The organism is Pseudoalteromonas sp. H105, from assembly GCF_001469215.1.
In the GTDB taxonomy this organism is placed as follows: Bacteria; Pseudomonadota; Gammaproteobacteria; order Enterobacterales; family Alteromonadaceae; genus Pseudoalteromonas.
Genome location: NZ_LOFH01000008.1, coordinates 1 through 12,748, shown reverse-complemented (window position 1 = coordinate 12,748; position 12,748 = coordinate 1). Strand labels below are relative to the sequence as shown.

Annotated in this window: 9 protein-coding genes and 2 rRNA genes; 4 read left to right on the top strand and 7 right to left on the bottom strand. The window is 41.9% G+C overall.

The window, feature by feature from the left end:
- Window positions 1–7 precede the first annotated feature (7 nt).
- On the bottom strand, window positions 8–1,264 hold the full coding sequence (locus ATS75_RS13760) for an efflux RND transporter periplasmic adaptor subunit (protein WP_058560995.1): 1,257 nt from the start codon (window positions 1,262–1,264) through the stop codon (window positions 8–10).
- 225 nt (window positions 1,265–1,489) lie between these two features.
- On the opposite strand from ATS75_RS13760, the gene ATS75_RS13755 reads away from it, so the two are divergent.
- Both ATS75_RS13755 and ATS75_RS13750 read left to right on the top strand, forming a co-directional pair.
- Window positions 1,490–2,917 (top strand): sigma-54-dependent transcriptional regulator, encoded by a 1,428-nt coding sequence (locus ATS75_RS13755; protein WP_058560994.1) that lies wholly within the window; start codon window positions 1,490–1,492, stop codon window positions 2,915–2,917.
- Window positions 2,918–2,920: 3 nt separating this feature from the next.
- On the top strand, window positions 2,921–4,243 hold the full coding sequence (locus ATS75_RS13750; protein ID WP_058561184.1) for a sensor histidine kinase: 1,323 nt from the start codon (window positions 2,921–2,923) through the stop codon (window positions 4,241–4,243).
- A 46-nt stretch (window positions 4,244–4,289) separates the two neighbouring features.
- Here ATS75_RS13750 and ATS75_RS13745 read toward each other — a convergent pair whose 3' ends face one another.
- A complete protein-coding gene (locus ATS75_RS13745) occupies window positions 4,290–5,573 on the bottom strand; it encodes an acyltransferase family protein (RefSeq protein WP_235591182.1) in 1,284 nt (427 codons plus the stop codon).
- Window positions 5,574–5,752: 179 nt separating this feature from the next.
- Here ATS75_RS13745 and ATS75_RS13740 point away from each other — a divergent pair, with 179 nt between their 5' ends.
- Complete coding sequence (locus tag ATS75_RS13740; RefSeq protein WP_058561182.1) at window positions 5,753–6,616, top strand: LytR/AlgR family response regulator transcription factor; 864 nt, start codon at window positions 5,753–5,755, stop codon at window positions 6,614–6,616.
- Window positions 6,617–6,682: 66 nt separating this feature from the next.
- Window positions 6,683–7,963: a LysM peptidoglycan-binding domain-containing protein gene (locus ATS75_RS13735; protein ID WP_058560993.1), complete on the top strand. Its 1,281-nt coding sequence runs from the start codon at window positions 6,683–6,685 to the stop codon at window positions 7,961–7,963.
- 44 nt (window positions 7,964–8,007) lie between these two features.
- Here the strand turns inward: ATS75_RS13735 and creD are convergent, their stop codons facing one another.
- From creD to ATS75_RS13710, 5 genes are all read right to left on the bottom strand, one after another.
- Complete coding sequence (gene creD, locus ATS75_RS13730; protein WP_058561181.1) at window positions 8,008–9,312, bottom strand: cell envelope integrity protein CreD; 1,305 nt, start codon at window positions 9,310–9,312, stop codon at window positions 8,008–8,010.
- Between the two features lie 77 nt (window positions 9,313–9,389).
- Window positions 9,390–10,871: a two-component system sensor histidine kinase CreC gene (gene creC / locus ATS75_RS13725; protein WP_058560992.1), complete on the bottom strand. Its 1,482-nt coding sequence runs from the start codon at window positions 10,869–10,871 to the stop codon at window positions 9,390–9,392.
- Window positions 10,858–11,538 (bottom strand): response regulator, encoded by a 681-nt coding sequence (locus ATS75_RS13720; protein ID WP_058560991.1) that lies wholly within the window; start codon window positions 11,536–11,538, stop codon window positions 10,858–10,860. Before ATS75_RS13720 ends, creC begins: the two co-directional genes overlap by 14 nt.
- Before the next feature lie 407 nt (window positions 11,539–11,945).
- A 5S ribosomal RNA gene (rrf, locus tag ATS75_RS13715) occupies window positions 11,946–12,060 on the bottom strand.
- A gap of 132 nt (window positions 12,061–12,192) precedes the next feature.
- Window positions 12,193–12,748 (bottom strand): 23S ribosomal RNA (locus ATS75_RS13710); the annotation flags it as partial.

Below are 12,748 nucleotides of genomic sequence, written 5' to 3'. Positions count from 1 at the left end.
AATAGATTTAGTCAATGTAAAGCTGCTGCGCTTTGTCAAAGTTGCTGTAATTTGAGGTAATCACTCTGTCTCCAGCACTCAACCCTGCGAGCACTTGAAAGTAATCTTGATTCTTCTTTCCTAGGCGGATATCACGACGCACCGCTTTGTTATTCCCTTGTTCAAGCACATACACCCAGTTGCCACCCGTGTTTGTAAAAAATGCACCTCGGTTTAGCAGTAAAGCTTCACTTTTGTTATCACCAAGCATCAGCTCTACATCAATACTCTGGCCGCGTTTAACACCTTGAGTACCGGTTGGTAAATCAACCTCGATTTGAAATTGTGATTGCTGAACACGGCTATCAATTTTACTCACTTTGGCATTCACCATGCCGCTTTCAAACTCAATCAGCACAGTCATGTCACGCTGTACTTGGTTTAAATAAAACTCATCTAAACGCACCACCAGCTTGTACTCATTAGGTATGTCGATTTGACCAAGTCGTGCGCCACTCATTTTAGATGCGCCAATTTCAACATCGAGCTCGCTTAAATAGCCAGTAACGGGGGCCTTAATTAATAAGTTATCAAGGTTTCGACGTGCAAACTGAAGGTTTTTTTCAAGCATGGTTGCGCTATCAGCAAGCTGTGCAACTTGCACTTCTCGAATCGCGCTTTCTTGCTTTTGGCGTTCAAGCGTGAGCTCTTTACGAGCTTTGTAATACGCTAAATCTTCTTTTAGTTCTGATAAACGCTCTTGCGCAAGCACGCCTTTTTCTACTAATGGTTTTGTTTGTTTCAAACGACGTGCAAGGTGTGTAATTTGTAAGTCGATTTCGAGCAAGTCACGGCGTAAGTTTAAGCGGCTGGTTTCCATGGTCATTTGCGTATTGCGTAAAAAGTTGAGTTGCTCTGTAACTTGCGCTTCGCGACTCATAACATCTAACTGTAAGTTAGTATTATTTAAGCGCACCAACGGCTGACCTTTTTCTACATACTCACCTTGTTCAACTAAACGTTCTTCGACTTGCCCGCCCGCAATAGTATCAAGATAAATACTGGTTTTTGGCACCACTTGACCGCGCAAACTCAATGCATCTTTAAAGGCGCCTTGTTTAACCGTACTAATCGTTAAGCTCGTTAATGCAATGTTTTGGCTACGTCCTTGATCTGCACTTTGGCTAAATCCATAGGCAGCCGCCGCAACACTGAGTGTAAGCACTGCAATAGTGAGCTTTTTAAGGTATTTTTGACTAGCGGTACGCTTTATTTTTTTATCCATCATGCTGCCTATTTAACTTTTTTCTGATACGTAATAGTCATGACTATTACAAACAACATGCCAAGTTTTATTTTTAATAAATTACAGTAAGTTACAAATAAAAACTAAATTTAAAAACAATGAGTGTCCATTAATAGAACACTTTGAAATTTATAATCGTCCATTAATGGACACTTGATACGCTTTTGGGGTAGGCTAAAAATACAATAACAAAGGGGCACATTCATGAAACAGGCTGGTTCAATTCTCATTGTCGATGATAATTCCGATATTCTTATTGCTGCGCGTTTACTACTCAAACAGCATTATCAAAGCGTAAAAACCACCGATAATCCGTTTGATATTGAAGGATTGATCACCCAACAAAAAAGCACCGATTTCCCCATCGATGTGATTTTGCTCGATATGAACTTCAGCCAAGATGCAATCAGCGGTAAAGAAGGGTTTTACTGGCTAAAAAAAATCATCGAACAAGACCCCAGTATTGTTGTGCTATTGATGACAGCCTACAGCGATATTCAACTTGCCGTTGATGCGATTAAAGCCGGTGCATCTGATTTTATTGCCAAGCCTTGGCAGAACGAACAATTACTAGGTGCTGTTGCAGCCGCGTTCTCACACGCTAAAGATAAACAACAAGTCGGCCAATTAACACGCCAAACACAAGGACTGAGCCAAGCTCTCAATCAATCAGTGAGTGGCCAACATTTTTCATTTTTAGGCCAAAGCGCCGCCATGAAAGACGTATTCCAAACCATTGAAAAAGCAGCGCAAACGGATGCAAACATTCTTATTACCGGAGAGAGCGGCACAGGTAAAGAGTTAGCAGCTCATGCAATTCACCAAGCCAGCCAACGCCGTGATAATGCATTTATTGGCCTCGATATGGGTGCCGTGTCGCACAGTTTATTTGAAAGCGAGCTGTTTGGTCATAAAAAAGGCGCCTTTACAGACGCAAAAGCGGATCGCATGGGGAAATTTGAACTTGCCCATGGCGGTAGTTTGTTTCTTGATGAGTTAGGCAACTTAGCCATGGCACAACAAGTAAAGTTGTTAGCTGCACTGCAAAATCGGCAGGTTATTCCCGTTGGCGCCAGTAAACCCATTAATGTTGATATACGCCTAATTTGTGCAACGAACGATAATCTACAAAATGCTGTGAACGAAGGTCGTTTTCGCCAAGATTTACTCTATCGCATTAATACGGTCGAAATTCGCTTACCACCATTGAGAGAGCGTCAAGAGGATATTCCTTTACTGTGTGAGTATTACCTTACGCACTTTGGACAAAAATATAAGCGGCATCTCAATATTTTGCCAGAGGATATGCAAAAGCTCTGTCAGTACAGCTGGCCAGGGAACGTGCGAGAGTTAGCCCACGCCATAGAACGGGCGGTTATTTTAACGGAAGGTGAAACGCTGGATACCCGCTCCGTTATCACAAGTAATTCTGACAGTACTGACGCCTTGTTTGATGTTGCTGCATCGAGTGGATCATCCCACGCGTATGATACATTTGATTTAGAAGTGCTTGAACAGCGAACTGTAAGAGCTGCATTAACGCACCATCAAGGAAATGTCAGTCACGCAGCTAAAGCACTTGGCTTAACACGTGGTGCAATGTACCGTCGACTTGAAAAATATGGGTTATAAATGATGCACTCACAATGGGGACTCGCAGGCAGTTTAGCCGCGTTAATTAGTTTAACCTTACTGGCCGCTAATTTATTCTTACAACAAGGCTTATCTGCCAGCTTAGTGTTACTTAGCCTGATAAATATAGGGTTGATCGGGCATATTTTTAACTTGTTTAGACGCCAACAACGCCAAGCCGAAATGGTCATTCGCGCACTTGCCAATGGTGACAGTACCCTAGGCCTTGGTAAGCATAACCCAATGCGCCAACAGTTCGAACAAGTGAAAAACCAAATGCAAACTGCGCGCTTTAACGCAGAGCAACAAGCGCAATTTTTGCAAGCGCTGCTCATTCATATCGACTTAGCCGTACTCGTGTGTGATAACCACGGTAAAGTGATCGAATCAAATCCCGCCGTAGTCAAGCTGCTTGGCCAATCAGTTACCCATTTAAACCAGTTAGAGACTATTGGGGATTTACTATTAAGCAGTGAGACTAACTTTCGTACCACCAGCCAATGGCACAGTGGTGAGCAGCAAGATACGCTTTCTATTCAATTAAGTATTGCCGCTATCCAAGGCAAAAACCGCCGTGTGATCAGTATTCAATCTATCCATGATCAGCTGCAACATAAAGAGCAACAAGCGTATAAGCGACTCACCAAAGTGCTCACCCATGAAGTTGCTAATTCAATTACCCCATTGGCCTCGCTCGCTCACACATGCACTAGCTTATTACCTAAGACATTGTCTTTTCATGATGATGAAGATAAACAAGATTTACAGCTAGCCTTAAACACTATTGCATCACGTACGCAGCATTTAGGCGAATTTATCGCGCGTTTCCGGCAAGTTAGTCAGCTGCCCGCAGCTAAACTACATCCAACCGATTTAGCCCCAATGTTGCATCGCGTGGTTGCTTTACATCAACAACACGCAAATGAACATAGCATTACACTTACGCAGCATACGCATACACAACAGTTAGTGATGCTTGACCCTGCGCAAATAGAACAGGTGTTGATTAACCTGGTTAAAAATGCCCTTGATGTATTAGAGCAACAGGCAACACTAAAAAGTGAATCTCCTGATCAATTAAATGCACGAATAAGCTTAACCCTTGGGCAAAACTCAGCTCAGCAGTACTACCTTGAAGTGGCTGATACAGGTCCCGGGATCCCCGAGCATGTACTGGATATGATTTTCGTGCCGTTTTTTACTACTAAACAACAGGGCTCTGGTATTGGTCTCAGCCTCTCTCGGCAAATCATGCTCAACCACGGCGGTGATTTAATTTATGTACAAAAGCCACACGGCGCATGCTTTAGGTGTGTGTTTGGATGAGTATAGGTCGTCGTTTGCGCCGATAATTAACTTGCAATACAGGTAATTAAATCAACCTAAAGATCAGCGGGCTTACCAATATAAGCCCGCAGCAAAAGCCAGCTTTAACTTGCCATGACGTGTATGTACCTTTGGCCTTCACTCCTAAAAGCGGGCGTAATAAATCAACACTACGTACACTCACAAACACCAGCCAACAGAGTATAAACGTTAAACTCAGTACCAATAGCGGTTCCAAAAACCCACCTAATTGCCACTCAGATAAGTAAAACGCAAGACCAATAATCACACTTTGGTGCAATAGATAAAATGGAAATACGGCTGAGTTTAGTAACGCTAATTTAGGGTGATCGTGATTCAAAAAACGTTTTGCTAATGCCAGCATTAACAACACGCCTACTAATCTTTGCGCAGTATACAGCATGTCAATGCTCGTAATTTGCCATTGGCTAGCAGCAGAGTTTTGCCAAATCATGTGATACCCCACCACCACGAGCAAATAACCAACCAAAAATGCACCGAGCAACACTCGCCAATGGCGAAGTAGCTGGCTATAAAATGCAGGCTGCCACGCAAACAAGTAACCGTATAGTAAAAACAGCGCGCCCATGGGGTATCTGAATGTATCGCTTGGCCAGCTCAACTTTAAAATACACAGCGGCAGTAACAAGGTGATGAAAATCATCAGTAACGACTGCTCACATAAACGTGTGATAACTGCTTGCACAACAGCGTGATGAAGCAGCGGCAGAGCCAATACCAGCAACATAGTAAATTGCCATAACGAGCGTAAATACCACAGGTGATTTACATCAACATGCGGCCAAATACCTGCTTGGTACTGCTCAAATAGCGGATTGGTTAAATCAAAAAACTGGCTATAAAACTGCCAAAAGCTCATAGATAAACCAACCTCTTGGCTCATTTGCGCATAAAGCTGAATCGGCACAATAAACCAAATACCGATTAATAATGGCAATAATATTTTTACACTTCGCGTAGTTAAAAATACACCTAAGCTAAAGCGCGCAACAATAAAGCGCAGCGCCACACCTGAAATAAACCAAATTAACCCCATCCGCCATGGCGACAGTAAGAGCATGGCATTTTCTACATTGCTTGATAGATACTGGCTTTTAAAATGAAATCCCCAGTTTTGGCTGTATAACATGCCGGTGTGATAAAAAATTAATAAGCCAAAGGCTAACACTCTCAACCAATCTAAATCATAACGGCGCGGTGCTCGCTCGCCAGATTGGTTAAACACGTTTAGCCAAGGAGATAATACAATTTCGAAGCGGTTCTTTATCTGTGTTTTAGTGAACATCATTGTTTCAACAAAAATTAAATGACATTCACTATGCTTACGGTGTGGTTTAATGCAACAAAAAAAGGCTTATAAAACAGTCATTAGGGACAAGCGGTGGAATACAGGGATGATAAACTTGGTGATTGTTAGCTATATTGATAATCTATTTATTAAAGACCTTCAGCATACTAATAATAATGATCACTTTAATGCACTTTCAACGCTATCAAACCTGGTATGGCACCTTATTTTTATGTAGTTATATTTTTATTAATAACACGATAAATGCCAGTTCAAATATTATGGAAGCCCAGCGTGATGGTGTACTTCCCTTTATGCTTTGGGAACCCTTTATATGGGAATACTCTAGCGCTATTGGCACCCTATTGTTATTTCCTGCTTTAATATGGCTATTAAAAGTGAGCCCTTTTGATTGGCAAAAAATAGCGCGTTCATTATTAATTTACTCTCTTAGCAGTATTGTTTTTTCGCTATCACATATCGGTGTAATGGTCGCGATTCGCAAGCTAGTGTATACCGTGCAGGACATGCATTATGACTTTGGTTTAAGTTGGTTTGAATTACTGTATGAATATCGAAAAGACTTATGGGGATTCTTATTTTTAATTGTGGTCATAAAAACCTATCAATATATTGTGAGTCAATTAACAGGGGAGGCCGCCCCTATTTCACAAGGTGAAGACACACCTCAAAACGCTAATTTAGATCGACTACTTGTCAAGAAATTAGGTAAAGAGTTTATTATTCGCGTAGCACACATAGACTGGCTTGAATCCAGTGGTAATTATGTGAATTTACACATAGGCGAACGCATTTACCCTTTACGCGCAACGTTAACCCAATTGAGTGAACAGTTAGAGCAGCAAGGGTTTTGCCGCATTCATCGCTCACACGCTATTCGCTTAGACACGGTTGAATCAATCACACCTTTACCCAGCGGCGATAGTGAAGTGAAACTCACCACAGGCAAAGTGCTTAACCTGTCTCGTCGTTATAAAGAGCCGTTTAAAACGTATTTAAATTCAGTCACGACTCATTTTTAGCTCACCCTATGTTAAGCTAAACGGCTTTAATTTAGCTGCATTTATATTTTCGGAGTAATTTAGTACGTGTTTGTAAATCGATTCATCCGCATTCTACCGTTGGTTATTATTTTATCTGGCTGTGAAACCACGCTCAAAGCGCCAACACCTGAGCCAGAAAAAACCATCGCGCAACCAAGCCCCATTGTAAAAAATGAGCCCAAAGAGGCGGTTGTTGAGCACATTACACCAATCAACCCACACGCGCTAGACGATGTATGGCAACGTATTAAAGTACAACTTTCGTTTGCAAACTCAAGCCATCCAGCGGTGCAAAAGCGTATTGCCTGGTATTTAACACACCCAAATTACATGGATGAAATTAGCCGCCGTGCTGAGCCTTACCTTTACCATATTGTTAGTGAGGTTGAAAAACGCGGGCTGCCCATTGAGCTGGCATTAATGCCGTTGATTGAAAGTGACTTTGATGCCAGTGCGTACTCGCATAAACATGCCTCTGGCTTATGGCAACTAACGCCTGCTATTGCTAAGTATTTTAACGTGCAAATATCACCTTGGTATGACGGACGCCAAGACGTAATAGACAGTACCCGAGCTGCACTGGATTTTATGGAGTATTTACACACGCGCTTTGATGGTGATTGGTATCATGCAATTGCAGCTTATAACGTAGGTGAAGGCCGTGTAAAAAGAGCTATCAGGAACAATAAAAAACAGGGTAAGCCCACTGATTTTTTTAATTTAAAACTTCCTAAGCAAACAAGCCAATATGTTCCTAAGTTACTTGCTGCTGCCCAGCTTTTAAAAAGTAATAAAATGGCCTTCCCTGCAATTAATAACCAACAAGCCATTGCAACTTTACCTATCTCCGGTGCGGTTATGTTAGATAGTCAACAAGAATGGCAATCGTTAGAGCCATTAAACTATGGTGTGATCCGCTTCCCCGCAATTATTGATGCACCTCATATTGTTGTGCCGGTGAATAAACTCGCTGAATTTCAGGGTATGTTAGCTAACCAAAAAGCAAATGATTACAGCCAATGGCAGCATTACACAATTCAACCAGGAGATAGCTTAAGCGTGATTGCAAAACGTTATGCTATCAGTGTGAATCAGCTAAAAGCATTTAATAATTTAAAGACTGACCGTATTCGTGCAGGTAAAAAATTGATACTACCGATGCTGGCAGACCAAGAGGTTGAGCACTTAGTTAAATCAGGCGAAAGTTTATGGAAAATAGCCAAACGCTACAATGTCAGTATTAGCAAATTAAAACAATGGAATAACCTGTCGCGAGATCGCTTACAAATAGGTGAGAAGCTAACGGTATTTTTATCAAATAGTTAACAAAAGGGGGCTGAAACAACTGTCAGCCCCCCCTTTTAAAGGTATTAGCTTGTCTCTTCGTCCTGCGGCTGGGCGCCGTACCAATTAACCTTACGCGTTAATAACATAATTAAACTGAGTACCGCGAACACCAACACACTCCCCATTAGCAATGCGTAATCTTCAGCACTGAGTAACCCGTATAAAAGACTATAGAGAAATAACACCCCACATAAAAATAACCCGCCGTGTTTGCTATTTTTGAGCATACCCGCAACATAAACACTGAGTAAGGCGGCTGACGCAAGCGCAGATAATAAATACGCAATATTAAACCCTACGTGCTCACTCAGTGAAATTAACAGTAAATAAAATACCGCCAAAGCGAGCCCTACAAAACCATATTGAACAGGGTGTATTGGTTCATCACGCAGCACCTCGAGCAGAAAGAAACTCGCAAAAATAAGCACAACAACCAGGATGGCATAATTACTCGCCCGATAGTTTTTAAGGTAGTGATTAACACTATCGACTAAATTTACCCCCATACTGCGCTGCTTAAACAAGGTGCAGTCACTACTAAATAGACACTGATTAAAGAGCTCTTGCAGATTAGTTGCAAAGTAATTAGTTTGCCAATGAGCAGAAAAACCTTGTGCCGAAATTGTTGAATCTAGTGGCAGGTAGTCCCCCACAAAACTTGGGTGTGGCCAATCCGCTTGCATGGTCAGTGAGCTGTTTTTGCCAACGGGTGCAAATGCGAGTTGACGCATACCTTGTAGATTTAAATCAATCCTATACGGTAATACCGCTCTTTCGCGAAGGGTGTCATAATCAAGCTCTATACGAATACCTTCTGGTAACTGATTTAGCTGGGTACCAGGTAGAAGCTCATATTCACGTTCGTTCACACTAATTTTTGACCCTTGTCCTATCCCTCGAATATCAGCAATCGCCAAAATAAGGTTAAGCCGTTTGATTTTTTTATCTGCCAAAACCGCTAATGAATTTATTTTAAATTGCCCTTCAAATTGGTTTTGTGAGCGGTATAACAACGCTTTATAAATACCACGATACTTTTCAAATGTTGATAGATTACTACTGACATTAAGTGAGTCAGGTAACAGCGTAATATTCATCAATTGCTCGCTCGTTTTGCCATCAACCGTGACAGTTTCTAAGTACTGAGCATGAATAAACGGGCCAATGACACGCTGCTCATCACTGCTGCTCTTTGCTATCTCAGCCTGTACTTGTTGCTGTAGCTCTGATCGCTCATCGATGAGGTTTTGGATCATAAAAATAGGGATCAATAACAACACGATGAGGCCTATGATTATGATGAGTTTGGTTTCTATTCTTTGTTTCATTGCTTTGCGCTCCATGTATTTCATAAACACAGGGTAACGAAGCTATATGGAGTTACTGAGGTTTTTACATGGAGCTTTTATGGGGTAGGCATTTTTATATGAACGCGGACACCATTGTGAGTATTTTCTATGTTGAGTTGGCTTTTATGTAACTTCACAACTTGCTCAACAAAGTTTAAGCCTAAGCCAGTGCTTTTTTTACCATCTGCTCTAGGTAGAGAATAAAAACGCTCTGTGATGCGTTGAAGCGCGTAATCAGGAATACAAGGCCCCGTATTATCGATAAAAATATCAACTGATGTCGGTTTTTCCGTTACTTGAATGTGGATTTCACCCTCCTCATTAATAAAATCCAATGCATTATCGATAATATTGTATAGCGCTTGCTGAATCAAAAAGGCGTCACCTACACATTGACTATGGACGTCACAATCGAGTGTTACTTGTACCTTTTGCTTTGTGATTCTGGCCACAAACGATCCTTTAATCGCTTCAAATATAGGGCGTATTAATACCTTCTTGCGCTGCTCGAGTTCAGGGAGTTGCTCTAATTTAGTCAGTGCGAGTAACTTATCGATGAGTTGCTGCATTCGCACTGTTTCAGATTCAATATTAGTAGCAAATAGCTGTTGCTTGTCTGTGCTTAATGGGGATTGTAAAATTTCACTCGCCCCTTTGATTGCTGATAAAGGGCTTTTTAATTCATGAGTAAGCGTTTGTACGTAGTGCTCAACATAACCTTTACCATCCAATTGGTTGCGCATTTTTTCAAGCGCATCACTCAACAAACTGTATTCATAAAAAACCCTAAACCTTGGCTTAGATGCTTTTTCTCCCCGCCCCATTTTATCGGCATATTTGGCCAGTTTATACAAAGCCCCATTAATACGCCACGCAATCAATGCACCTACCATTAATGCCAACACACTCATCACAACTAACCAACTTAATACGCGATATTTAGACATATTTATAAAAGGTTGTACTGAGCGGTTAGGCTTAGCGACAGTGACTGAGCCAATAATATTATCATTATCGATTATGGGCGCTGCCACATGCATAACTGTTGAAAGGGGATCGTCTTTATCAGTGGCGGTTGAGCGAGCTCCATATTCTCCCCGTAATGTGAGATAAACATCATTCCACTGTGAATAATCTTTACCTATATCTTGCTGCCATGAATCAACCACCACGATTCCCGCAGCATCGGTAATATAAATACGGTGATTCGTCGCTGGCTTGTCTATTCCCCAGATTTTTGCATTTGGCTCCCTACTCCCATATGAATTTACCACAGTAGCGAAACGGCTCTGTGACAGTGTGCCATTGGCTAAATCATCTCGTGCCATGACAGCAAGTAAATTGGCCATATCAACCAAGGTTTCCTCTGTAACCTGACGGATAGTAGGCTTAATCTCACGCATAACCGTTGAACTGACAAAGTAAGTGGTTAACATAACGAGTATAAAATAGAGTAAAAACAACCTAAGCCCGAGCGGAATTTTAGGCCAACGCCTAAGACGAGCTAATGAACGTGTTGAGCGCTTAAATAGGTTCATAAAAGTAACCAAAACCACGTTTAGTATGGATCATTGGCTCATCACACACTATGCGTAATTTGTTTCTTATGGCCTTGATGTGGCTGTCAACATTGCGACTATAAACACTGTCTTGGCAGAGTTGTGCTGATGATAGCAACTGCTCTCGAGAAAATACCTGTTTAGGTGATAACACGAGCTTGTCGAGCAATTTAAACTCAAGAGCAGTTAAATTTAACGGAGCGTTATTAAAGTAATAATCAAAGTTATCACTGTAGAGTCCTGATAGCTCTGTAGGTTCATTAATCTGTGTTTCTCTAACAACATAAGGTTTTAAACGCAGCTTAACGCGAGCAAGCATTTCTCGTGGACTAAATGGCTTTGTCACATAGTCATCGGCACCGATCTCTAATCCAACAACACGATCAATTTCATCATTACGTGCTGTTAAGAAAATAATAGGTAAAGAGGAAAACTCACGGATCTGCTTACATAATTCAAACCCGTTTGCATCAGGTAAGCCAACATCTAAAATCAACAAATCTACATTTGATGTTTTAATAAAATTGAGCCCAGCTCCAGCGGTATCAAACCACTCGACGCAAAAACCATCCATCTCCAGCGTATGGATCAACGTATCTGCTATTGCTTTTTCGTCTTCAATGATCACAACCCGTGCAGTTGTCATACAACTAATTCCTTTACTACAACCTACTATACACATTCATAGTTACAGTAAGTATCAATGCAGTCAATATCATTTATAAGAATGCTATTTGTTCATAATGGCGTGGTTAGGTACTTTGTATAAACCGAGATAGAAAGATTAAACAGCTTGCGACTCCCTAACTATTTCACTTTCCTGCAGACGTGAAAAAGCCCGGCTCATTGAGTCGGACTTTCTTTAATTGGAGCCATGGTGCGCTACGCAGTAGGATGACCTACTTTCGCATAATAAATGCTATACCATCGTTGGCCTTCACGCTGTGTCGTTTCACTACTGAGTACAGCAGGAGGGCGTGGCCTGATGTATTTACTTTATCCCAGACAACAAAAAACCCGTCACATCGCTGTAACGGGTTTCTCTTATTTGGAGCCTGGCGATGACCTACTTTCACATAACAAATGCTACACTATCATCGGCGCTGTTTCGTTTCACTACTGAGTTCGGCATGGGGTCAGGTGGGTCCAAAACGCTATTGTCACCAAGCAAATTTGGTTGTCAGTCCGCATCACTACGCACTAACTAAATTTGGAATTCTGATAATAAAGTTTTCTGTAATCTACTTTAGTCTATTAACTTCTGCGCTTAAACAGTCACATAAAACGCGTTTGGCGTTGTATGGTTAAGCCTCACGGGTAATTAGTACAAGTTAGCTTAACATGTCGCCATGCTTCCACATCTTGCCTATCAACGTTGTAGTCTTCAACGGCCCTTCAGAGACTTTAAAAGTCTAGTGAGAACTCATCTCGAGGCCTGCTTCGCGCTTAGATGCTTTCAGCGCTTATCAGTTCCGAACGTAGCTACCGGGCAATGCCATTGGCATGACAACCCGAACACCAGCGGTTCGTTCACTCCGGTCCTCTCGTACTAGGAGCAACCCCTCTCAATTCTCAAACGCCCACGGCAGATAGGGACCGAACTGTCTCACGACGTTCTAAACCCAGCTCGCGTACCACTTTAAATGGCGAACAGCCATACCCTTGGGACCGACTTCAGCCCCAGGATGTGATGAGCCGACATCGAGGTGCCAAACACCGCCGTCGATATGAACTCTTGGGCGGTATCAGCCTGTTATCCCCGGAGTACCTTTTATCCGTTGAGCGATGGCCCTTCCATTCAGAACCACCGGATCACTATGACCTACTTTCGTACCTGCTCGACGTGTCTGTCTCGC